The sequence below is a fragment of the Pseudomonas sp. NPDC086251 genome (genome assembly GCF_044746405.1).
Classification (GTDB): domain Bacteria; phylum Pseudomonadota; class Gammaproteobacteria; order Pseudomonadales; family Pseudomonadaceae; genus Aquipseudomonas.
Map to the genome: position 1 here is coordinate 22644 of NZ_JBIVBY010000003.1, position 22522 is coordinate 45165.

General features: G+C 59.3%; 18 protein-coding genes and 1 pseudogene. 12 read left to right on the plus strand and 7 right to left on the minus strand.

Annotation, left to right across the window (positions count from 1 at the left end):
* The first annotated feature begins 269 nt into the window (after positions 1-269).
* Positions 270-1274 (plus strand): Abi family protein, encoded by a 1005-nt coding sequence (locus ACIPL2_RS05890; protein ID WP_401353877.1) that lies wholly within the window; start codon positions 270-272, stop codon positions 1272-1274.
* 48 nt (positions 1275-1322) lie between these two features.
* Here ACIPL2_RS05890 and ACIPL2_RS05895 read toward each other — a convergent pair whose 3' ends face one another.
* A complete protein-coding gene (locus ACIPL2_RS05895) occupies positions 1323-3677 on the minus strand; it encodes a glucose/quinate/shikimate family membrane-bound PQQ-dependent dehydrogenase (RefSeq protein ID WP_401353879.1) in 2355 nt (784 codons plus the stop codon).
* 176 nt (positions 3678-3853) lie between these two features.
* Between ACIPL2_RS05895 and ACIPL2_RS05900 the strand changes: the two genes are divergently transcribed.
* The 10 genes from ACIPL2_RS05900 to ACIPL2_RS05945 all read left to right on the plus strand — a co-directional run bounded on the left by ACIPL2_RS05900 (position 3854) and on the right by ACIPL2_RS05945 (position 14746).
* Positions 3854-4315, plus strand: a complete 462-nt coding sequence (locus tag ACIPL2_RS05900) for an Lrp/AsnC family transcriptional regulator (protein ID WP_008067391.1) — start codon at positions 3854-3856, stop codon at positions 4313-4315.
* A gap of 164 nt (positions 4316-4479) precedes the next feature.
* Positions 4480-6162: a flavin monoamine oxidase family protein gene (locus tag ACIPL2_RS05905; protein WP_401353881.1), complete on the plus strand. Its 1683-nt coding sequence runs from the start codon at positions 4480-4482 to the stop codon at positions 6160-6162.
* Positions 6163-6174: 12 nt separating this feature from the next.
* Entirely contained in the window at positions 6175-6969 is a 795-nt protein-coding gene (locus ACIPL2_RS05910) for a carbon-nitrogen hydrolase family protein (protein ID WP_401353883.1), read from the plus strand.
* A gap of 48 nt (positions 6970-7017) precedes the next feature.
* Positions 7018-9441, plus strand: coding sequence for a pyrroloquinoline quinone biosynthesis protein PqqF (gene pqqF / locus ACIPL2_RS05915; protein ID WP_401353885.1), 2424 nt, complete (start codon positions 7018-7020; stop codon positions 9439-9441).
* 155 nt (positions 9442-9596) lie between these two features.
* Positions 9597-9671, plus strand: a complete 75-nt coding sequence (gene pqqA / locus ACIPL2_RS05920) for a pyrroloquinoline quinone precursor peptide PqqA (protein WP_009045898.1) — start codon at positions 9597-9599, stop codon at positions 9669-9671.
* A gap of 72 nt (positions 9672-9743) precedes the next feature.
* Entirely contained in the window at positions 9744-10655 is a 912-nt protein-coding gene (gene pqqB, locus ACIPL2_RS05925; RefSeq protein WP_401353887.1) for a pyrroloquinoline quinone biosynthesis protein PqqB, read from the plus strand.
* Between the two features lie 130 nt (positions 10656-10785).
* Complete coding sequence (gene pqqC, locus ACIPL2_RS05930; RefSeq protein WP_401353889.1) at positions 10786-11538, plus strand: pyrroloquinoline-quinone synthase PqqC; 753 nt, start codon at positions 10786-10788, stop codon at positions 11536-11538.
* Positions 11535-11810 carry a pyrroloquinoline quinone biosynthesis peptide chaperone PqqD gene (pqqD, locus tag ACIPL2_RS05935; RefSeq protein ID WP_008024193.1) on the plus strand — a complete coding sequence of 92 codons (276 nt, stop codon included), beginning with the start codon at positions 11535-11537 and terminating at the stop codon, positions 11808-11810. Before pqqC ends, pqqD begins: the two co-directional genes overlap by 4 nt.
* A complete protein-coding gene (gene pqqE, locus ACIPL2_RS05940; protein WP_008024195.1) occupies positions 11782-12957 on the plus strand; it encodes a pyrroloquinoline quinone biosynthesis protein PqqE in 1176 nt (391 codons plus the stop codon). The genes pqqD and pqqE overlap by 29 nt, the downstream gene beginning before the upstream one ends.
* The gene (locus ACIPL2_RS05945; protein WP_401353891.1) at positions 12923-14746 is read left to right on the plus strand and encodes a S9 family peptidase; all 1824 of its coding nucleotides are present in this window, start codon (positions 12923-12925) and stop codon (positions 14744-14746) included. Before pqqE ends, ACIPL2_RS05945 begins: the two co-directional genes overlap by 35 nt.
* Positions 14747-14857: 111 nt before the next feature.
* Here the strand turns inward: ACIPL2_RS05945 and ACIPL2_RS05950 are convergent, their stop codons facing one another.
* The 4 genes from ACIPL2_RS05950 to ACIPL2_RS05965 form a co-directional block, all read right to left on the minus strand.
* Positions 14858-15016 (minus strand): YqaE/Pmp3 family membrane protein, encoded by a 159-nt coding sequence (locus ACIPL2_RS05950; protein ID WP_007904205.1) that lies wholly within the window; start codon positions 15014-15016, stop codon positions 14858-14860.
* A gap of 85 nt (positions 15017-15101) precedes the next feature.
* Entirely contained in the window at positions 15102-15422 is a 321-nt protein-coding gene (locus tag ACIPL2_RS05955; RefSeq protein ID WP_401353893.1) for a helix-turn-helix domain-containing protein, read from the minus strand.
* Positions 15415-15771 carry a type II toxin-antitoxin system RelE/ParE family toxin gene (locus ACIPL2_RS05960; protein WP_401353895.1) on the minus strand — a complete coding sequence of 119 codons (357 nt, stop codon included), beginning with the start codon at positions 15769-15771 and terminating at the stop codon, positions 15415-15417. Before ACIPL2_RS05960 ends, ACIPL2_RS05955 begins: the two co-directional genes overlap by 8 nt.
* 252 nt (positions 15772-16023) lie before the next feature.
* A complete protein-coding gene (locus tag ACIPL2_RS05965; protein WP_401353897.1) occupies positions 16024-17307 on the minus strand; it encodes an aspartate aminotransferase family protein in 1284 nt (427 codons plus the stop codon).
* Between the two features lie 169 nt (positions 17308-17476).
* Here ACIPL2_RS05965 and ACIPL2_RS05970 point away from each other — a divergent pair, with 169 nt between their 5' ends.
* A complete protein-coding gene (locus ACIPL2_RS05970) occupies positions 17477-18406 on the plus strand; it encodes a LysR family transcriptional regulator (RefSeq protein WP_401353899.1) in 930 nt (309 codons plus the stop codon).
* A gap of 227 nt (positions 18407-18633) precedes the next feature.
* Here the strand turns inward: ACIPL2_RS05970 and ACIPL2_RS05975 are convergent, their stop codons facing one another.
* Together ACIPL2_RS05975 and ACIPL2_RS05980 are read right to left on the minus strand one after the other, a co-directional pair.
* Entirely contained in the window at positions 18634-20412 is a 1779-nt protein-coding gene (locus ACIPL2_RS05975) for an acyl-CoA dehydrogenase C-terminal domain-containing protein (RefSeq protein WP_401353901.1), read from the minus strand.
* Between the two features lie 262 nt (positions 20413-20674).
* Positions 20675-22470: pseudogene (locus ACIPL2_RS05980) on the minus strand (acyl-CoA dehydrogenase C-terminal domain-containing protein).
* Between the last annotated feature and the right edge of the window lie 52 nt (positions 22471-22522).

Here is a 22522-nt window from a genome sequence, read left to right on the forward strand (position 1 = left end):
CTGTTTACGCCATATAACGCTTCAAATCCAAGATGCATAGCTAAGACAATCGAGTCAAAGGCATGAAAAGATAGGGCTCTTCAACATGAAAACAATCCGAGAGACCTGATGCAAAACACGGTATATCCGCCTATCGACCTGTCAGCAAAAAACTTGCAAAGCGAAGCGGTTGTACCTAGTCTTGCTCGCAATACACCCGCCATGCCTATGGTTGCGTCAGCAGCTAAGCACAAATTGTGCGGGTTTTTTTTGCCCGGAGTTTTTAGGGCATGAGCGTCTTTCATAAACCAGTGATCGATATCACTGCGCAGATTGAACTACTCAAGCAGCGCGGCCTGCAAATACAGGATGAGGCTCGCGCTCGATGTTTCTTGCAGGCTGTCAGCTACTTTCGCCTAACGCCCTATATGCGTACTTTTCAGCACACGGAGGACCGAGACCATCCTTTCCGCAAAGGGGCCGGATTCCGTGATCTGACGACTCTTTATGATTTCGACCGCAGGCTGCGTCTACTTGCCATGGACGCTATTGAGCGTGTCGAAGTTGCCGTTCGCTCATTGATCAGCAACCACATGGGTCCAAATCATGGTGGCCATTGGTACTTGGACGCTCAGCTGTTCCAGCACACCTACGACCATGTTCGATTGCTGGAAACGATACGCGTCAAGCAAAACACTGCTAAACGTGACTACGAAAAAGAATGCCAACGGATCGATCGCCTGCAATCCGATACACAGCGAAAAGATCACCTCAAGCGCCAGCGGGCAAAAGAAAGCTACGCGCGGCACTATCCAGTAACGTACGACCAACCGTCACTAATGCCGGGATGGGCCATGCTGGAAGAACTGACCTTCGGTGATCTGTCACATCTTTACAAAGGGTTAGCCCGAGACGCCGACAAAAAAGTTATCGCTAAATGCCTCGAATTGCCTGCACCGCTACTTCAATCATGGCTGCATACACTGACCACCATCCGCAACATTTGCGCCCATCACGCGCGGCTGTGGAATCGAGAGTTGGGCATACGACCGGAACTGCCGAAGAAAACCAACTTTCGATGGCCACAGGCATTACTTCAGCAGCATCAGCATCCGCGGATTTTTTCAGTTTTATGCATCCTCAATCACCTGATGCACCAGGTGAGTCCGCACACCCGTTGGGATCGCCGTTTAATGGAACTGATGCAGGAATTCCCCAATTTGGATCAACGGGCAATGGGGTTTCCTCAGGATTGGCACCAAGACCCGTTCTGGCAGATAACGATTAATCAATAACGAAAAGCCGCGCAATTGCGCGGCTTTTTCGTACCTGCGAATCAGCCTTTACTTGGGCAAGGCGTACGCAATCACGTAGTCCCCACGGTCCGTCGACTGACGCGCACCACCTACGGTCAGCAGGATGTACTGCTTGCCGGTTTTCGGCGAAACGTAAGTCATCGGACCCGACTGACTCCCTACCGGCAAACGAGCCTTCCAGATCTCATTGCCGTTGCCCGAATCGAAAGCACGCAGGTAGAAATCCTGGGTACCGGCGAAGAACAACAAGCCCGACTGTGTCGCCAGAGAGGCGCCCAGTGTTGGCATGCCGATCGGGATCGGCAGGTGCATGCGGATGCCCAGCGGACCGGTGTCTTGCACGGTGCCGACCGGCACTTGCCAAATCAGTTTGTGGGTCTTGAGGTCTATAGCCGACATAGTGCCAAACGGTGGTTTCTGGCACGGAATGCCGGCCGCCGAGAGGAAGCGTTCGCGCATGGCGCCGAACGGTGTGCCTTCCTGCGGCACGACGCCCATTTCGATACCGCTGGCCCCGGCGCCGATCTTGTCACGCGGGATCATGTAGTTGGCGAGGCCCAGGCGCATGTCGTTGACGAACATGTAATGCGTGTTCGGGTCCACCGAGACACTGCCCCAGTTCATGCCGCCCAGCGAACCCGGGAATTGCAGGGCGCGGTCCATGCCCGGCGGGGTGTAGACGCCTTCGTGGCGCATGCCTTTGAACTGGATGCGGCACATCAACTGGTCGAACGGCGTGGCGCCCCACATGTCCGATTCGGTCAGGGTCTTGTTGCCGATTGACGGCATGTCCACCGAGAACGGCTGGGTTGGCGAGTAGCGTTCGCCGGGCACATTGCCTTGAGGCACCCGGCGCTCTTCGACGCGGGCGATCGGCACACCGGTTGCGCGGTTGAGCAGGAAGATCTCGCCCTGCTTGGTCACTTGCGCCAAGGCTGGCTGCAGGCCGCCCTTGTCGTCCGGTACGTCGTACAGCAGCGGTTGGGCTGGCAGGTCAAAATCCCACAGGTCGTGGTGAGTGGTCTGGAAGTGCCAACGCACCTGTCCGGTTTTGACGTCGATGGCGACGATGGACGAGTTCCACTTGTCGTCGAATTCCGTACGTTGGCCGCCGAAGAAGTCCGGGGTGGCGTTGCCGGTCGGCAGGTACACCAGACCGAGTTTGGCGTCGTAGGACATCGCTGACCAAACGTTCGGCGTACCACGGGTATACGTCTCACCCGCCGGTGGGCGTTTGCTGGTGTTCGGGTTACCCGGATCCCACGCCCAGACCAGTTCGCCGCTGCGTACATCGTACGCACGGACCACGCCTGGTGGCTCGCCGGTGGAATAGTTGTCGGCCACGCGGCCACCGACGATCACCACGTCACCGGCGACCAATGGGGTCGAGGTTTGCTGGTAGTAACCGGGCTTCACTTCGCCCATGTCGGTTGTCAGATCGACGGTGCCTTTGTTACCGAATTCCTCGCACGGCTTACCGGTTTCCGCATTGATCGCGATCAGACGCGCATCGCCGGTCGGCAGAAACAGACGTTTCGTACAGGCGGTTGGCGAGTTGTCCGAAGTCGTCGAAGTTTCGGAGTAACCCAGGCCACGGCAGCGCTGCCAGTTCGGCGCAGTGCCTTGCGGATCGAACTTCCAGCGCTGGGCGCCGGTGTCAGCGTCGAGGGCGAACACTTTGCCGTACGCCGTGCAGGTGTAGATCGTGTCGCCGATTTGCAGCGGCGTGTTCTGGTCTTCGGCACCGGCGCCGGTGCTTTGCGGGATGTCGCCGGTGCGGAAGGTCCAGGCCACCTGCAATTTGTCGATGTTGCCTTTGTTGATCTGGTCCAGCGCGGCAAATCGATTGCCAGCGGTGGTGTTGCCCCAATGGGCCCAGTCTTTCTGTTCGGTACCCGGCACGACCGGCGTGACCGCGGGTTCGCTGCTGGCCTTGACCACGTGAGTGGGCACGAACATGTAAGCCATCGTTGCGACAACGCCGACGCCCAGAATGCCGGCCAAGCCATAAGCACCCCGGCCCGCCGTCGCGCCCGATGCACGCACGAGCGTTGGATAGATCAGTGCGACAACCAGGCCGATCACGGCAAACGTCAGTACGCGCGAAACCAGCGGCCAATATTCGAAACCGCTGTCCCACACCGCCCAGATTGCCGTCAGGATCAGTGCCAGACCATACAGCCAGGCACCCTGTGGTTTGCAGCGGGCGATCATCAGCCCGGACACCAGCATCGCCAGGCCCATCAGCAGGAAGTACCCGCTGCCGCCGAGCGAGACCAGATATCCACCACCACCGGCCAGGCCGAGTCCGATTAATGCGATCAGGACACCCAGCCCTATCAGCAACCATTTGCCGCCGCTGGCAGCCCCAGAAGTATTCATGTCGGAAATTTTCCCCATTTGTGACAAGCGCGGAATAATGTACCAGCTAGTTACTTATGGCAAATTGTCGCGGCCGAAAATGGCATGAACGGTCGTAAGGCCAGATCAAACATCCACTGCGCGGGATGTGCCTGTAACATGCTTGCCCATTGATCTGTGCCGCTGGAGATGCCGCTTTGCCTGACACTCGCCCGCCCGTTCTTGACGAAATCGACCGCCAATTGATCGCGGCCTTGCAGATCAATGCCCGCGAGAGCGTGGCCATGCTGGCTCGGCAGCTGGGCATTGCTCGAACCACCGTTACATCGCGCCTGGCGCGCCTGGAAAAGGCTCGGGTGATCACAGGTTATGGCGTGCGTTTAGGTCAGCGGGTAGTGGATGGCGGGTTGCAGGCCTACGTCGGGATTACGGTACAACCGCGGTCCGGAAAGGAAGTGCTGCGGCGGCTCAGTGCGATGGCTCAGGTGCAGCAGCTGTGTGCGGTGAGTGGCGAATTTGATTATGTCGCGTGGTTGCGCACTGACTCGCCGGAACAGCTGGATCAATTGCTGGATCAGATTGGCAGTGTGGATGGGGTGGAGAAGACGACGACGTCGATCATCTTGAGCAGCAAGATTGATCGGGGGCAGCCGGTTTGACCATATTGATCAGTGTGCAGCTCAAGATCGTCATATCGCTCAATAAACTAGCAAAACGACGACACTTTGCGTCTTATTAACGTGTTCTACGCTCTCTAGAATGGCTGGCATCTTTTCCTATACTCAGATGCGCATTCCGCGTAGGGTCGCCAGCAAGGTCAGCCATGAACAAGAACAATCGCCATCCTGCAGACGGTAAGAAACCAGTCACCATTTTCGGTCCGGACTTTCCGTTCGCCTTCGACGACTGGATCGAGCACCCGGCCGGCCTGGGCAGCATTCCCGAGCACAATCACGGTGCCGAGGTCGCGATTGTCGGTGCTGGCATCGCCGGTTTAGTCGCCGCGTACGAATTGATGAAGCTGGGCCTCAAACCCGTCGTCTACGAAGCCTCGAAAATGGGCGGTCGTTTGCGCTCCCAGGCGTTCAACGGCGCCGAAGGCATCATTGCGGAACTCGGCGGCATGCGCTTCCCGGTGTCCTCCACCGCGTTCTATCACTACGTCGACAAACTCGGCCTTGAAACCAAGCCTTTCCCAAACCCGCTGACCCCCGCGTCGGGCAGCACGGTGATCGACCTGGAAGGCAAAACCCATTACGCACAAAAACTGGCGGATCTTCCTGCACTGTTCCAGGAAGTGGCTGACGCCTGGGCGGATGCGCTGGAAGCGGGTTCGCAGTTTTCCGATATCCAGCAAGCTATCCGCGACCGCGACGTGCCTCGCCTGAAAGAGTTGTGGAACACTCTGGTTCCGCTGTGGGATGACCGCACGTTCTACGACTTCGTCGCCACCTCCAAAGCGTTCGCCAAGTTGTCGTTCCATCACCGCGAAGTGTTCGGCCAGGTCGGTTTCGGTACCGGCGGCTGGGACTCGGACTTCCCGAACTCAATGCTGGAAATCTTCCGCGTCGTCATGACCAACTGCGACGACCACCAGCATTTGGTGGTCGGCGGCGTCGAACAAGTGCCGCTGGGCATCTGGCGTCATGTGCCGGAACGTTGCGTGCACTGGCCTGAAGGCACCAGCCTCAGTTCGTTGCACCGGGGCGCGCCACGTTCCGGCGTGAAGAAAATCGCCCACGCCGCGAACGGTCGTTTTACTGTCACCGACAACTACGGCGACACCCGCGAATACGCAGCGGTGCTGACCACTTGCCAGAGCTGGCTGTTGACCACCCAGATCGAATGTGACGAAACCCTGTTCTCGCAAAAGATGTGGATGGCCCTCGACCGCACCCGCTACATGCAATCGTCGAAAACCTTCGTGATGGTCGACCGGCCATTCTGGAAGGACAAGGACCCGGAAACCGGCCGCGACCTGATGAGCATGACCCTCACCGATCGCCTGACCCGCGGCACGTACCTGTTCGATAACGGCGACGATAAGCCGGGCGTGATTTGCCTGTCTTACTCGTGGATGAGCGACGCGTTGAAAATGCTTCCGCACCCGGTGGAAAAACGCGTGAAGCTGGCGCTGGATGCGTTGAAGAAGATCTACCCGAAAGTCGACATCGCGGCGCGGATCATTGGCGACCCGATCACCGTTTCGTGGGAAGCCGATCCGCATTTCCTCGGCGCCTTCAAAGGCGCCCTGCCCGGCCATTACCGCTACAACCAGCGCATGTACGCGCACTTCATGCAGGACGACATGCCGGCCGAGCAGCGCGGTATTTTCATCGCGGGCGACGACGTTTCGTGGACGCCAGCCTGGGTTGAAGGCGCGGTGCAAACCTCGCTTAACGCGGTGTGGGGCATCATGAAACACTTCGGCGGTGAAACTCACGCCGAGAACCCGGGTCCAGGAGATGTGTTCAACGAGATCGGTCCGATCGCCCTGCCCGAGTAAGAGGAATCCGAAATGCGCGTAGCCCTTTACCAATGTCCACCGCTGCCCCTGGATGTCACAGGTAATCTACAACGCCTGCATCAACTGGCGCTGGAAGCCAAAGGCGCGGATCTGCTGGTGCTTCCGGAAATGTTCCTGACCGGCTACAACATCGGTACCGATGCCGTAAGCGTGCTGGCGGAGGTGCACAACGGTGAGTCGGCGCAACAGATCGCGCGCATCGCCAAGACGGCGGGAATCGCCATTCTGTATGGCTACCCCGAGCGCACCGAGGACGGGCAGATTTACAACGCTGTGCAGTTGATCGACGCCAACGGCGAGCGCCTGTGCAACTACCGCAAGACTCATTTGTTCGGCGACCTCGATCACTCGATGTTCAGCGCCGGGTCCGATGAGCTTCCGCTGGTTGAACTCAACGGTTGGAAGCTCGGTTTCCTGATCTGCTACGACCTGGAGTTCCCGGAAAATGCCCGGCGCCTGGCCCTGGCCGGTGCCGAGCTGATCCTGGTGCCGACGGCGAACATGGTTCCCTTCGACTTCGTCGCCGACATCACCGTTCGTGCCCGGGCTTTCGAAAACCAGTGCTACGTGGCCTACGCCAACTACTGCGGGCACGAAGGCGAGATCCAGTATTGCGGTCAGAGCAGCATCGCCGCGCCGGATGGCAGCCGCATCGCCCAGGCTGGCCTTGATGAAGCGCTGATTGTCGGCGAGCTGGATCGTCAGTTGATGGTCGATTCCCGTGCCGCCAATCGCTACCTGGTCGATCGTCGCCCCGAGCTTTACGGCGCACTGAGCAAGCGCTGATCCACCGTTATCCGCTAGCATTAGCGCTTCTCTGTTCTGGAAGTGCTCATGCCTGCGCTGAATCACCCTCGCCCCCACGCTGAAACCCTGGCCAACGGCCTGCGGGTGACGCTGCGTCATGCACCCGATTTGAAGCGCTGCGCGGCGGCGTTGCGGGTTGCGGCCGGCAGCCATGACGTGCCGCTGGCCTGGCCCGGACTGGCACATTTTCTTGAACATCTGCTGTTTCTCGGTACCGAGCGTTTTCCTGCGGGACAAGGGCTGATGGCCTACGTCCAGGGGCATGGCGGGCAGGTGAATGCGCGAACCAGTGAACGCACTACGGACTTCTTTTTCGAACTGCCGCCTCAGGCTTTTCGCGGTGGGCTGGAGCGTCTGTCAGACATGCTCGCTCATCCGCGTATGAATCTGGACGATCAGCGGCGGGAACGGGAAGTGCTGCACGCAGAATTTGTCGCCTGGTCCCGCGATGCGGCCGCTCAACAGCAATTCGCACTGTTCGACGGACTCTCGGCGGCGCACCCGTTGCGGGCGTTTCATGCCGGCAATCGCTACAGCCTGCCGGTGCCACACCCCGAGTTTCAGCAAGCGTTGCAGGACTTCTATCAGCGGTTTTATCAGACCGGGCAGATGACATTGAGCCTGACCGGGCCGCAGGGTCTCGATGACTTGAAGGCCATGGCCCTGAGTTTTGGTACGGCGATTCCTGTAGGAGAAAAAAACCCGCAACTAGCACCTACGGCTCTGATGGATTCTTCGCACAACAGTTATCAACAGGCCGGTGAGCGTCGACTGGATGCGCTGTTCGCCTTCGAAGCACTGCCCGATTCGTCGCCCGAGGCGCTGGCGTTCCTGTGTCATTGGCTGAACGCCGCGAAACCCGGTGGGTTGCTGGCGCAATTGCGCGCGCAAGGGCTGGCTGACAACCTGAAAGCCTCGCCGCTGTATCAGTTCGCCGGGCAAGCTCTGTTGCACATCGAATTCTCACTGCCGGCCAACACGCCACAAACGGGTATCCGCGAACAGCTTCTCGATTGGCTCGGCTTCTTTGCCAACCAGCAAGACTGGGCTGGATTGCGCGACGAGTACACCGCCCTGCTCCAGCGTCAGCTGCAAGTCTGCGGTGCTTTACAACTGGCCCGACTGGACAGCGAACAACGTGAAACAGGGTTGTCCGAGCAAGGCATTACTGCCCTCAAGGAAATCCTCAAACAAATCGGCGCTGTGGATAACTTCAGTAGCTCATGGCAACTGCCGACACCCAATCCGTTTTTGCGCGCAGAAACTCCGACCGCAAATGCCGGCCTGATTCGCGGCCAGACCAGCGCCCACCGTGGTCTGCGGACCTTTGCTCAGGATCGGTCGCGCACTCGTCGCGAACGCTCGCCGATGCAATTCAGTCAGGCGCTGTCGGATAACACTGCTGAAGGCGCCGTTTATTTGCGCTGGCGCCTGCACTCAGCGCCTGGCAGCAACCTTCAAGCAAGCCTGGAAAATCATCTGCAGTCGTTGCGCGAAGACGCGCGTCAGGCGGGTGTCGACTGTTCCTTCAGTGCATCGGGCAATGAATGGCTGCTGAAAATCACCGGCCTACAGGAACCCATGCCCACCGTCCTCGAACATGCGCTGAAAGGGCTGACAAAACCTGTCGCAATTTCCGCACAAGAAACACCTGCGTTGATGCCGATTCGGCAGCTGCTCAAGGTGCTGCCCGATCACTGCCTGGCGCACACGGCGGACTCGGACGACTGGCAGCAACTCTGGTCGGGTGCACGCTGGGATGGCCTGGCGATGGGTCTATCGGCCCAGACGCAGGCGGCGATGGGCCTGGCCTTGAGTCGTGTGCCCGGCACTGCGGACAGTCAATTGACGCCGCCACCATCGATCCACTCACAGCATCTCTGGAGCACCGTCGACACCCATTCCAGCGAACACGCGCTGCTGCTCTTCTGCCCGACCGCCACCCAGAACATCGCCGATGAAGCGGCCTGGCGTTTGCTGGCTCACCTCTGCCAGACGCCGTTTTACCAGCGCCTGCGGGTGGAACTGCAACTCGGTTATGCCGTGTTCAGCGCCCTGCGGCAGATTCATGGACAGACCGGGTTGCTGTTCGGCGTGCAATCACCGAGCGTCGCACCGCTGGACCTGCTGGAGCACATCGAACAGTTCCTCAATGGATTGCCCGGCCTGATCGACAGCATCGATGAAGCAAACTTCATCGTCCAACGCCAGGCATTGGCCGATCAGTTCGATAGCGCCGCACTGCCCAATGCGCAGGCGGCCGAACTGCTCTGGCAAGGCAAACTGGCGGGCCACTCGTCGGATTATCTGACGCAACTGCCCTTGGCGATTCTGGCCCTCGACCGCCCCGCGCTACACGCCGCCATACAACGATTGAACGACGCCGAAGGCGGTTGGCGCTGTCTGGCCAGCGGGCCTTGCCCGGACGCGCCTTGGCAAGCGGCAAAATGATCATTACCGGTGGCGCAATTAGCTTTTTCCGAGAATGGCGGCCAATCGCTCCGTAATTTTGAGTAACATAGCCACCTAACTATCTGAACATCTCCGGCTGGAGGTGGACTATATGTATAGATCTCAACTGTCCCATCACCTGAAGGAGCGCTCCCATGTCCTGGTCCAAACCTGCTTACACCGATCTGCGTATTGGCTTTGAAGTCACCATGTACTTCGCAAGCCGCTAAGTTTGTATCGAAGTGCAACGCCTCGGCTCGCCGAGGCGTTTTTATTTTCAGCGTTGAAATGATGGAGCTGCCATGTTTGTCCAGATTCTAGGTTCCGCCGCCGGCGGCGGTTTCCCCCAGTGGAACTGCAACTGTGTGAACTGCGCAGGTTTTCGCAATGGCAGCCTGCGGGCCAAGGCGCGCACCCAGTCGTCCATCGCGATTTCCGATGACGGCGTGAACTGGATCCTGTGCAACGCCTCACCAGACATCCGCGCCCAGCTCCAGAGCTTTACCCCGATGCAACCGGGCCGGGCCCTGCGCGATACCGGCATCAGCGCGATCATCCTGATGGACAGCCAGATCGACCACACCACTGGCCTGCTCAGCCTGCGCGAAGGTTGCCCGCATCAGGTCTGGTGCACCGACATGGTCCACGAAGACCTGAGCACCGGTTTCCCGTTGTTCACCATGCTGACCCACTGGAACGGCGGGTTGAACTGGAACCGCATCGAGCTCGACCGCAGCTTCACCATTCCGGCCTGCCCGAGCCTGCGCTTCACTCCATTGCCGTTACGCAGCGCGGCGCCGCCCTACTCGCCGCACCGTTTCGACCCCCACCCCGGCGACAACATCGGCCTGATCGTCGAAGACCTGAACACTGGCGGCAAGCTGTTCTACGCGCCGGGACTGGGCAAGGTCGATGCACCGTTGCTGGAGATCATGGCCGGCAGCGATTGCCTGTTGGTGGATGGCACGATGTGGGATGACGACGAAATGCAACGCCGTGGCGTCGGCACCCGCACCGGACGGGAAATGGGCCACCTGGCGCAGAACGGCCCCGGCGGTATGCTGGAAGTGCTGGAACAACTGCCCAAGCAGCGCAAAGTACTTATCCACATCAACAACACCAACCCGATTCTCGATGAGGATTCCCCCGAGCGTGCGGAGTTGGCGCGACGTAAGGTTGAAGTGGCGTATGACGGCATGAGTATTGTGCTGTAGCGGATGGCCTCTTCGCGGGCAAGCCTCGCTCCTACATTTGGAACGCATTCCCCTGTAGGAGCGAGGCTTGCCTGCGAAGGCGTCCGACCAGACACCAAAGAATCCACCGGTTATTCCCCGGAGAACCGCAATGACTGACACTCCAATGTCCCCCGCCGAATTCGAGGCCGCCCTGCGCGCCAAGGGCGCCTACTACCACATCTACCACCCGTATCACGTGGCGATGTACGAAGGCCGGGCGACCCGCGAGCAGATCCAGGGCTGGGTCGCCAACCGGTTCTACTATCAGGTGAACATCCCCCTGAAAGACGCTGCGATCCTCGCCAACTGCCCGGACCGCGAGATCCGTCGCGAGTGGATTCAGCGCTTGCTCGACCATGACGGCGCCCCCGGCGAAGACGGCGGCATCGAAGCCTGGCTGCGCTTGGGCGAGGCTGTCGGCCTTGACCCGGATCAGCTGCGTTCCCAGGAACTGGTACTGCCCGGCGTACGATTCGCCGTGGACGCCTACGTCAACTTCGCCCGCCGCGCCAGCTGGCAGGAAGCCGCCAGCAGCTCGCTGACCGAACTGTTCGCACCGCAGATCCACCAGTCGCGCCTCGACAGCTGGCCGCAGCATTACCCGTGGATCGACCCGACCGGTTACGAATATTTCCGCACGCGTCTGGGTCAGGCGCGCCGTGATGTCGAGCACGGTCTGGCAATCACCTTGCAGCACTACACGACGCGGCAAGGCCAGGAGCGCATGCTGGAAATTCTCCAGTTCAAACTGGACATTCTTTGGACCATGCTCGATGCCATGAGCATGGCGTATGAACTGAATCGCCCGCCGTACCACAGCGTGACCGAGCAACGGGTCTGGCACAAAGGAATCACCTTATGAGTTTCGATCGCAGCAAGACCCCGACCTGGCGTCCCGGCTACCGTTTCCAGTACGAACCGGCGCAGAAAGGCCATGTGCTGCTGTACCCGGAAGGCATGATTAAACTGAATGAAAGCGCCGCGCTGATCGGTGGTTTGATCGACGGCGAACGCGATGTTGCAGCGATCATTGCCGAACTGGACGCGCAGTTCCCTGGCGTGCCCGAGCTCGGTGATGACATCGAGCAATTCATGGAGGTCGCCCGTGCTCAGCACTGGATCGAACTTGCCTGATTCCGTGTCAGACAAGTTACCGCCCAAACCGGAGATCGGCCTGCCCTTGTGGCTGCTGGCCGAGCTGACGTATCGCTGCCCGTTGCAATGCCCGTATTGCTCCAATCCGCTGGACTTTGCCGAGCAAGGCAAAGAGCTGAGCACCGAACAGTGGATCAAGGTGTTCCGCGAAGCGCGGGAGATGGGCGCGGCGCAACTGGGCTTTTCCGGCGGTGAACCGCTGGTGCGCCAGGACCTCGCCGAGCTGATCGCCGAGGCACGCAAGCTGGGTTTCTACACCAACCTGATCACCTCCGGCATCGGCCTCACCGAACAGAAAATCAGCGACTTCAAGAAGGCTGGCCTGGACCATATCCAGATCAGTTTCCAGGCCAGCGACGAGCAAGTGAACAACTTGCTGGCCGGCTCGAAAAAAGCCTTCGCGCAGAAGCTGGAAATGGCCCGAGCGGTGAAAGCCCACGGCTATCCGATGGTGCTGAACTTCGTGACCCACCGGCACAACATCGACAAGATCGACCGGATCATCGAGCTGTGCATCGCCCTGGAGGCGGATTTTGTCGAACTCGCCACCTGCCAGTTTTACGGTTGGGCGCAACTCAATCGGGTTGGTTTGTTACCGACTAAAGAACAACTGGTCCGCGCCGAACGCATCACCAACGAATACCGCGCCAAGCTCGAAGCCGAAGGGCATCCGTGCAAACTGATATTCGTCACGCCGGACTATTATGAAGAACGTCCGAAAGCCTGCATGAATGGCTGGGGCAGTATTTTTCTGACGGTCACGCCGGACGGAACCGCACTGCCCTGTCACGGCGCCCGACAGATGCCGGTGCAATTTCCCAACGTGCGTGATCACAGCATGCAGCACATCTGGTACGACTCGTTCGGCTTCAACCGCTTTCGCGGTTACGACTGGATGCCCGAGCCGTGCCGCTCGTGCGACGAGAAAGAAAAGGACTTCGGCGGCTGCCGGTGCCAGGCGTTCATGCTCACGGGTGACGCGAGCAATGCCGACCCGGTGTGCAGCAAGTCGGAACATCACGGCGTGATCCTCAAGGCCCGCGAAGAAGCCGAGCACGCGACCCAGACCATCGAACAACTGGCCTTTCGCAATGAACGAAATTCACGACTCATCGCTAAAAGCTGAACCCTTCAGCGCTGCCAAAGCCGTCGCGGCCGGCATCGACTTTGCCGAGTTGCAGGTTGGTCGGCATGGTTTGTTCTGGAACGAATACCGTCCCGAAGACGCCGCGTGTCGAATCTGGCATTGGCGCGATGGCCAGGCGATTTGCCTGACGCCGCCGGGATTCAGCGTGCGCAGTCGCGTGTACGAATATGGCGGTGGCGCGTTTTGCCTGACCGATGACGGGATTGTTTTCGTCAACGAGGCCGATCAGCAGCTGTACCGACAGTCACTCACGGGTGCGCCAGAGGTGCTGACGTCCAGTGAATGCCGTTACGGGGATCTGCAGTTCGCCAACGGGCAGGTGTTGGCGGTTGAGGAAAATCGAGATCGGCATCGTCTGGTGGCTATCGATGTGGCTGACGGAACGCGTCATTTGCTCGCCGAGGGCGCGGACTTTTACGCCGCACCGACGCTGAGCCCGGATGCTCGTCGACTGGCCTGGATCGAATGGAGCCGCCCGGATCAGCCGTGGACCGCGACTCGCCTGATGGTTGCCGAACTTCAGAGCGAGGGTAGATTTGCGCTGCCGCGCTGCGTCGCGGGCAATGATGTTGAAGAGTCGCTGCAACAACCTCGATTCGATGACAGCGGCCGGCTGTTTTGCCTGACCGATCGCGGCGGTTTCTGGCAGCCGTGGGCGGAGTCGGCAGGTGGATTGAGCCCGCTGCCCAGTGCCGCCGCCGATCATGGTCCGGCGCCGTGGCAACTGGGCGGCAGCACCTGGTTGCCACTGAGCGAAGACACCTATCTGGCCAGTTGGACCGAAGGCGGTTTTGGTCGCTTGGGTATTTGCGGTAGCGTCAGTGAAGACTTCACCGGCCAGTACAGCCGCTTCCGCCATCTCGCCCTCGATGAGCAGTTCATTTACTGCATCGTCGCTTCGCCGGTCAGTCCCTCAGCGGTTATTGCCATCGACCGCAAGACCCGGAAAGTCGAGGTGCTGGCCGGTGGCGTGGCACCGTTGCCGGCCGAAAAGATCAGCGTTGCACAAACCCTGCGCTACCCCAGCGGTTCGGGTGAGGCTCACGGGTTCTTCTATCCGGCGATGACCGGTGACGAAAAACCGCCATTGGTGGTGTTCATCCACGGCGGCCCGACATCAGCGTGCTATCCGATGCTCGACCCGCGCATCCAGTATTGGGCGCAACGCGGGTTTGCCGTCGCCGACCTCAATTATCGTGGCAGCAGTGGCTATGGCCGGGCGTATCGCCAAGCGTTGCATTTGAGTTGGGGTGATGTCGACGTGGAAGACGCTTGCGCGGTCGTCACCCATCTCGCTGAACGCGGCTTGATCGACGGTAAAAAGGCGTTCATTCGTGGCGGCAGTGCCGGCGGTTACACCACGCTCTGTGCGCTGGCGTTCCACAAAGTCTTCCGCGCCGGCGCCAGCCTTTATGGCGTCAGCGACCCCATCGCGCTGGGCCGTGCAACCCACAAGTTCGAAGGCGATTACCTGGATTGGCTGATCGGCGACCCGGTGCAGGACGCCGAACGCTACGCCGCACGAACGCCATTGCTGCATGCGAGCAATATCAGTGTTCCGGTGATTTTCTTTCAGGGTGAACTGGATGCGGTGGTGGTGCCGCAACAGACTCGGGATATGGTCACGGCACTGCAGGACAACGGTATTTTGGTTGAAGCGCATTACTACGCTGACGAGCGTCACGGCTTTCGAAAGGCCGGTAATCAGGCGCATGCGTTGGAGCAGGAGTGGTTGTTTTATCGGCGGGTGATGGATCAAACAGATTGAAACCGCGGCGCGCCCTTCGCGGGCGAGCCTCGCTCCTACAGACGTGCCGCGACACCAAACCTGTAGGAGCGAGGCTTGCCCGCGAAAGCAATCTACCTGACGCCAACAAACTCAGCGCTTGGCGATAATGTAAACCGCATGCACGATCCCTGGAATGTAACCGCACAACGTCAGCAGAATATTCAGCCAGAACGCCCCGGCGAAACCGACTTGCAGAAACACACCCAGTGGCGGCAACAGAATGGCGATGATGATGCGAATAAAGTCCATGGGGTCAGCTCCTGATTTGAAGTTGGCTCGCGTGAGCCATACACCTAATCGACCTGTACCGTTCGTCAGGGTTCAGTGCGGTGCGTCAGGCCAGGATCTCGAGACCGTGCTTCTGCACGATACTCAGTAGCTTCAACGCCATGCCGCTGGGGTGTTTGGCCCCTGCTTCCCACTGCTTCACCGTCGAGGCGCTGGTGTTCAGATAACGTGCGAACACTGGCTGGCTGACGTTGTTACGTTCACGCAGCGCTTTGATCTGCTCCGCCGGGATCGCGTCCGGAACCGTCGCAAGGCACGACTCATCGAATTCGCGCATGGTCGCCTTGCTGATTGCACCAATGGCAAACAAGGCGCTGGCCGATTCGTGGATTGATTGCGACATTTCATTTTTGAATTTTTTACTCATAAGGTATCTCCACAAACTCCTTCATCTCCAGTAAGCGCTGGATTTCCATCTCGCTCAACCTTCCGTATGTCTTGGCTAACTCGCGCAAGTCAACTAACTGCCCCGGACTGATATTGCTCTGGTCTTTTTTGGCATACAGAAACTGATAAACCCAATAACGGTGACCTTTAGCCAGAACAATCGACCGATGGCGATTGGCATTCAAACGTTTTTTCCAGACCCCTCCGCCGAGATTGTCTGCCTGGCCATAGAGCATTTCGGTGAATGCCTCCCGAAGCTCCTCATCACTTATCCACGCCTTGCTGGCCTGCATAGCAAAACGTTTTGCCTTGAATAACCTTGGCGACATCGGAATCTCTTCCTCAAAACATACCACTCAGTGGTATAGAACTCAAAGCCAGCCCCACAACAATTTTGTTTCGCTGGCACCGGCACTCCTTGCCGGTCTTTCTAAAAAGCCATTAATCCCGCCACCACTCAAGCTCTGAAACGCATTCGGCAAAACGCAGAGACAAAAAAACGCCCCATGCCAAAAGAATCAGGCGTGGGGCGATGCGTTATACCGCGAGACGGTTCGGGAATTCGTGTAGGGCGAGTCTGATCAGACGGCAATCCCTTTGCGGCACTGCAGTTGCGCGGTGCGTACGCGGGAGAAGGCGCGGGCCAGGCGCAGGAGCATTTCGTCGATGTTGGCTTTGCTGACGGTGAGGGCTGGGGTGAATCGCAGGCAGTCGGGTTGCGGGGCATTGAGCAGCAAGCCTTCGTACAATGCGGCTTTGACGACGGCGTCCGCCGAATCGTCCGACAGGGTCAGTCCCCAGAGCAGCCCTTGTCCCCGCCATTCACCGTGACCGTAGCGATGGGACAAACGCGCCAAGCCATCGCGCAGGTGCTGACCGGTTTCCCTGACGTGCTCGAGAAAGCCCTTGTCATGCACGCTGTCGAGCACAGCCAGTCCGGCTGCGGTCATCAGCGCATTGCCATGATGAGTGCCGGTCATTTCGCCGACATCGAAACAGCAGGCCTTGCCCCGCGCCAGCAACGCCGCCAATGGCACGCCACCGCCCAGCCCTTTGCCTAGAACCACGATATCTGCCCGGACACCGTAGGACTCTTCAGCGAGTAAGGTGCCGCAGCGACCGACACCGGTTTGCACTTCGTCGAAGATCAGCAGGATGCCAAGTTCACGGCATAGGCGTTCGACACCCCTGAGGTAATGTTCGGTGGCTGGAATCACTCCGGCCTCGCTTTGAATTGGCTCAAGCATGATGGCTACGGTCCGGGCGTCAACGGCCGCATGCAACGCCGCAAGGTCGTTGAAGGGTACGTGGCTGAAGCCAGGCAATTGCGGCTCGAACCGGTTGACCAGCTTCGCACTGTCCGACGCCGAAATCGTCCCCAGACTTCGGCCATGGCAACCCTGATTGGCCACGATGATTCGTGACGCGCCACCGCGATAGAGTTGACCCCATTTGCGTGCCAGTTTGATCGCCGCTTCACAGGCTTCGCTACCGCTGTTGAGCAAGTACGCCTGATCGCTGCCGGTGCTGGCACACAGTCGCTCGGCAAGATTGAGCATGCCGCGGTTGTGCAGGCCGAAACCGGGATTAATCAGCGACTGAGCCTGCGCCGCTATAGCGTTGACCAGTACCGAAGGACTATGCCCGAGGCTATTCGCCCCGCCACCTTGGGAAAAATCCAGATAAGCGCGGTCATCGCTGTCCCACAACCACGAGCCCTGGCCGCGTACGAAAATCTGTTTCGGCCGCTCGACACTGGGCATCAGGCACTCGCTGGAAACGTTGTCGCCTTGGGATGGAAGGGAGCTGCCCTCGGCCAAGTCTTCAAGGCTCGGTGGACTGCGACGCAAGTTGAACAAATTCATCTGAAAAAACCTCGCGTGAGGTTTTTTGCCTTACCTATGTAAACACCATCGACGTAAACGGTATTCATCGCGCTCTAGGGCCCTGTAAGCCTTGTGAATGCGGTTAGACTAGGCTCAGCCAAGGCGTTGAGCCATTTCGATTTCAAAGCATTTTCGATAAGTACACCTTATGGATTTCAAGCAACTGCGTTATTTCGTCGCGGTCTATGAAGAGGGCCATGTAGGCCGGGCCGCGGAACGGCTTTCAATCTCTCAACCGGCGTTGTCCCAACAGATCCGCCACCTCGAACAGAACCTCGATGTAAGCCTGTTCGAACGCAGCAGCAAGCGTCTGCTGCCGACCTTGGCAGCCCACACGCTGTACAACCACGCCCTGCCCTTGCTCGATGGCTTGCAGCGGGCGCGCGAAGCATTGGGCAACTTCAAGGGACAAGCGCTGCGGACTCTGGCTATTGGTGTATTGCAGACCGTCCACAGCAGCCTGGTGCCGCAGATGCTGGAACGGGTGCGCAAGGCGCAGCCGCATCTGGTGGTGCAGATCTATGAACTGACCGGGCTGGAAATCGAACGGCGCTTGCTCAATGGCTCTTTGGATATCGGCATCAGCTACCTGCCGCCCCGTCAGCCGGGATTGCACGGCGTATTGCTGTACGAAGATGAACTGACCTTGGTCATCCCGGCAGACCATCCACTGCGGGAATTCAAGAAAGTCTCCATGAGTCAGGCCGCCGAGCTGCCGATGTTGCTGCTGGGTGAAGAATTTCAGGTGCGGCAGATCTGGCAGGCACAACTGGCCAGCCTGGGTCGACGCCCGCAAGTGCAGGCCGAACTGAACAACATGGCGGGCATTCTCGACAGCCTGCCCCACACGCGATTGGCCACGGTGTTGCCGGGGCGATCGCAACAGGCACATGGCAATAGGGAATTGCTGTGGAAACCGCTGACCGAGCCGCGGGTGCCGCTGAAAGTCGGGTTGGTGTGTCGCGATGTGCAACGTCAGCAAGCCTCGTTGGGCTTATTGCGGACATTGCTGGAGGAAGTGATGAATCGACCGGATGAGCGCTTGAACAGCGCAACAACCCTCGATGGGCTGAGCTGAATACTTTTTTGCGGGCAAAAGAAAACCCCGCCGAAGCGGGGCTTTGCAGACTGTTTCCCTGACATCCATTTCACTCCGCCATCCTGGCAGAATCCTACGTGTCCGTGTTGTTGCTTTGCGCTTCCTGCGCGACGTCCATGTGAATTAGATTAGCTGTGGATCCAATCTGCATCTATGGGAGAACAGCAGCACGTTATGTAAGAGAATGCTTACATCGCGTTACACGGTCAGAACTGCGCTGCATCCAGCAGGAACAGCGACTCGCTACCGGCCTTCACCGACGCGCTCAACGAATGAATTCGCGGCAGCAGGCGGGCGAAATAGAAGCGCGCCGTGCCCAACTTGCTCGCGTAGAAATCGTCCTGCGCTTCTTTACCAAAGGCGGCCTTGGCCATCAGCGCCCACATGTAGGCGTAGGCGACATAACCGAAAACTTGCAGATACTCGACCGACGCAGCGCCGATTTCATTCGGATTGCTTTTCGCCCGGTCGAGCAACCACGCGGTCAGTTCGTCGAGGGTGGTCACGGCATCGTTCAACGGCTTGGTGAACTCGGCCAGATCGGCGCTGGCGGTCGCGGTAAAGTGACGGATCTCGTCAGCGAACAGGTTGTAGAACGCCCCGCCGGTGCCGACGATCTTGCGCCCTACAAGGTCCAGCGCCTGAATGCCGTTGGTGCCTTCGTAGATCTGGGTGATGCGCACGTCGCGCACCAGCTGTTCCTGGCCCCATTCACGGATGTAGCCATGACCGCCGAACACCTGCTGGCCGTGAACCGTGGTTTCCAGACCCAGGTCAGTCAGGAACGCCTTGGCCACTGGCGTCAGCAGAGCCACCAGGTCTTCCGCACGTTTGCGCGTGGTTGCGTCTTCGCTGAACTTGGCGGTGTCCAGTTGCATCGCCACGTAAGTGGAGAACGCACGGCCACCTTCGTTCGAGGCTTTCATGGTCAGCAGCATGCGCCGCACGTCCGGGTGGACGATGATCGGGTCGGCGACCTTGTCTTTGTTCTGCGCGCCGGTTGGCGACCGGCTCTGCAGGCGATCGCGGGCGTATTCGATGGCGTTCTGGTAGGAGCGCTCGCCGGTCGCCAGGCCTTGGATACCCACACCCAGGCGCTCATAGTTCATCATGGTGAACATCGCGGCCAGGCCTTTGTTTGGCTCGCCCACGAGGTAACCCACGGCCTCGTCGAAGTTCATCACACAGGTCGCGGACGCCTGGATGCCCATCTTGTGTTCGATCGAACCGCAGTTCGCCGGGTTACGCGCACCCAGGCTGCCATCGGCATTGACCATGAACTTCGGCACCAGGAACAGCGAAATGCCTTTCGGCCCCGCTGGTGCGTCCGGCAGTTTGGCCAACACCAGGTGGATGATGTTCTCGGTCAGGTCGTGCTCGCCGCCGGTGATGAAGATCTTGGTGCCGCTGACTTTGTAGGAACCGTCGGCTTGAGGTTCGGCTTTGGTGCGAATGATCCCCAGATCGGTACCGGCGTGCGGCTCGGTAAGGCACATGGATCCGGCCCAGACACCGGCGTACATGTTCGGCAGGTACGCGGCTTTCAGCTCGTCGCTGGCGTGGGCGTTGATCGACAGGCAGGCACCGGCGGTCAGCATCGGGTACAGACCGAACGACAGGCTGGCGGAGTTGACCATTTCTTCGACCTGCGCCGAAACGGCTTTGGGCATGCCCATGCCGCCATAGGTCGGATCGCCACCGACACCGACCCAACCGCCTTCAGCGTAAGTCTGATAAGCCTGTGGGAAACCTGCCGGCGTGGTGACGGCACCGTCCGCCCAATGGCAACCTTCTTCGTCAGCCGCACGGCTCAGGGGGGCGATACTTTTGCTGGTGACCTTGCCGGCCTCTTCGAGAATGGCTTCGACGGTTTCTGCATCGACGGTCTCGGCGAGTGCAGGCAGCTCGGCCCAGAGTTTGGCGACCTCGAAAACTTCATTGAGGACGAAGCGCATATCGCGCAGGGGCGCTTTGTAGTCAGCCATGGCAAACCTCGCAAGATCTAAACGGGTGATTCGTAGGAATGATGTTGTCGTTGGGCCTGAGTGTAACTCAACAACTTTTGCGACACATAGGGTCAGGCGGTGACCGATTTGTAATTTTTAGTCATCGAATTGTTGTGTCTGTCATGACGCATTCGCGGGCAAGCCTCGCTCCTACAGGGTTTGTGTCGCACACACGAGATGTGAACAACACAAACCCTGTAGGAGCGAGGCTTGCCCGCGAAGCTTTTTTAAGGCGTAACCGTCAAAGCGCAAACAACTCTGCCGGCAGCTGCATCAGACAATCACTCCCCGCCTCGATAGCCGCCCGATGAGCAGCAGTGCGCGGCAACAAGCGCTTGAAGTAAAACTCACTGGTGGCCAATTTGCCCCGGCAGTAATCGGCATCACCGCTGCCAGTGTCGAGTTGCGCCTGCGCCACCAGCGCCATCCGCAGCCACAGATAGCCGAGGATGATGTAGCCGCTATACATCAGGTAATCCACCGACGCGGCGCCGACTTCATCCGGATTTTTCATCGCCGCCATGCCGACCTTGGTGGTCAACTCACCCCATTGCTGATTTAGCCCGTTGAGCTGCGCCACATAGCTGGCGAGTTGCGGATGCTCAGCGTTGGCGGCACAGAACGTGTGAACGATCTTGGTAAAGCCGCGCAGCAGCTTGCCCTGGCTGCCGAGCACTTTACGCCCCAGCAGGTCCAGCGCCTGAATGCCATTGGTGCCTTCGTAAATCGGCGCGATCCGGCAGTCGCGAACCAGCTGCTCCATGCCCCATTCACGAATGAAACCATGGCCGCCAAACACCTGCATGCCATGGTTGGTCACCTCCAGCCCGGTATCGGTCATGAACGCTTTGCAGATCGGCGTCAGGAACGCCAACAGGTCTTCGGCGTCCTGGCGTGCCGTTGCATCCGGGCTCAGATGTGCGACGTCCAGCAACTGCGCGGTGAAATACGTCAGCGCCCGATTGCCTTCGTTGAAGGCCTTCATGGTCAGCAACATCCGGCGCACATCAGGATGAACGATGATCGGGTCGGCGGCTTTTTCCGGCGCTTTCGGGCCGGTCAGAGAGCGCATCTGCAAACGGTCATTGGCGTACTTGATGGCGCCCTGAAAGCTCGCCTCGCCCAGACACAACCCCTGCATTCCGGTGCCGAGACGCGCGTGGTTCATCATGGTGAACATGCAGTTCGGCCCTTGTTCTGTTCACCGATCAAGAAGCCCTTGGCCTCATCGAAGTTGAGCACGCAGGTGGCCGAGGCCTTGATGCCCATCTTGTGTTCGATCGAGCCGCAGGAAACGCCATTGCGCTCCCCCGCTTCACCTTCGGCGTTGGGCAGGAACTTGGGCACGATGAACAGCGAAATACCCTTGGTGCCGGCTGGCGCATCCGGCAGCTTCGCCAGCACCAGGTGAATGATGTTGTCGCTCATGTCATGTTCGCCGGCGGAGATGAAAATCTTGCTGCCGGAGATCGCATAGCTGCCGTCCGCAGCAGGCACGGCGCGGGTTTTGATGATGCCCAGGTCGGTGCCGCAATGGGCTTCGGTCAGGCACATGGTGCCGGTCCATTGGCCCGCGGTGAGCTTGCTCAGGTACGTCTGTTTTTGCTCTTCGGTGCCGTGGGCATGGATCGCCGACATCGCACCGTGGGTCAGCCCGGGGTACATGCCCCAGGATGTATTGCTGGAGCCGACCATCTCACTGATGACCAGCCCTAGTGAGCTTGGCAAGCCTTGGCCGCCATAAGCAGGATCGGCCGACAGACCGTGCCAGCCGCCCTCGACGTACTGTGCGAAGGCCTGCTTGAAGCCGGTAGGCGTTGTCACCACGCCATTGTCGAAATGGCAGCCCTCTTCGTCGCCGCTGCGATTGAGCGGTGCAAGAACGTTCTCACAGAATTTCGCGCCTTCTTCAAGGATCGCATTGACCATGTCCGGACTGGCGTCGGTGGCACCCAGCGCAGCGTAGTTGCTGTGAAAGTCGAAGACGTGGTCGATCAGAAAGCGCATGTCGCGCAGGGGAGCTTTGTACTCAGGCATGGCCATTTCTCCGGCAGCAGATGCCTCAAACCTACTGCCGCCGACCTTGCCT

What these genes read in the sequence shown, in the direction of transcription:
- ACIPL2_RS05975 (WP_401353901.1), bottom strand. Translation starts at nt 20,412, where the DNA reads ATGGCTGACTACAAAGCGCCCCTGCGCGATATGCGCTTCGTCCTCAAT.
- pqqD (WP_008024193.1), top strand. Translation starts at nt 11,535, where the DNA reads ATGAGTTTCGATCGCAGCAAGACCCCGACCTGGCGTCCCGGCTACCGT.
- pqqC (WP_401353889.1), top strand. Translation starts at nt 10,786, where the DNA reads ATGACTGACACTCCAATGTCCCCCGCCGAATTCGAGGCCGCCCTGCGC.
- ACIPL2_RS05965 (WP_401353897.1), bottom strand. Translation starts at nt 17,307, where the DNA reads ATGAATTTGTTCAACTTGCGTCGCAGTCCACCGAGCCTTGAAGACTTG.
- ACIPL2_RS05905 (WP_401353881.1), top strand. Translation starts at nt 4,480, where the DNA reads ATGAACAAGAACAATCGCCATCCTGCAGACGGTAAGAAACCAGTCACC.
- ACIPL2_RS05945 (WP_401353891.1), top strand. Translation starts at nt 12,923, where the DNA reads ATGAACGAAATTCACGACTCATCGCTAAAAGCTGAACCCTTCAGCGCT.
- ACIPL2_RS05955 (WP_401353893.1), bottom strand. Translation starts at nt 15,422, where the DNA reads ATGAGTAAAAAATTCAAAAATGAAATGTCGCAATCAATCCACGAATCG.
- ACIPL2_RS05960 (WP_401353895.1), bottom strand. Translation starts at nt 15,771, where the DNA reads ATGTCGCCAAGGTTATTCAAGGCAAAACGTTTTGCTATGCAGGCCAGC.
- pqqF (WP_401353885.1), top strand. Translation starts at nt 7,018, where the DNA reads ATGCCTGCGCTGAATCACCCTCGCCCCCACGCTGAAACCCTGGCCAAC.
- pqqB (WP_401353887.1), top strand. Translation starts at nt 9,744, where the DNA reads ATGTTTGTCCAGATTCTAGGTTCCGCCGCCGGCGGCGGTTTCCCCCAG.
- ACIPL2_RS05970 (WP_401353899.1), top strand. Translation starts at nt 17,477, where the DNA reads ATGGATTTCAAGCAACTGCGTTATTTCGTCGCGGTCTATGAAGAGGGC.
- ACIPL2_RS05910 (WP_401353883.1), top strand. Translation starts at nt 6,175, where the DNA reads ATGCGCGTAGCCCTTTACCAATGTCCACCGCTGCCCCTGGATGTCACA.
- ACIPL2_RS05890 (WP_401353877.1), top strand. Translation starts at nt 270, where the DNA reads ATGAGCGTCTTTCATAAACCAGTGATCGATATCACTGCGCAGATTGAA.
- ACIPL2_RS05895 (WP_401353879.1), bottom strand. Translation starts at nt 3,677, where the DNA reads ATGAATACTTCTGGGGCTGCCAGCGGCGGCAAATGGTTGCTGATAGGG.
- ACIPL2_RS05950 (WP_007904205.1), bottom strand. Translation starts at nt 15,016, where the DNA reads ATGGACTTTATTCGCATCATCATCGCCATTCTGTTGCCGCCACTGGGT.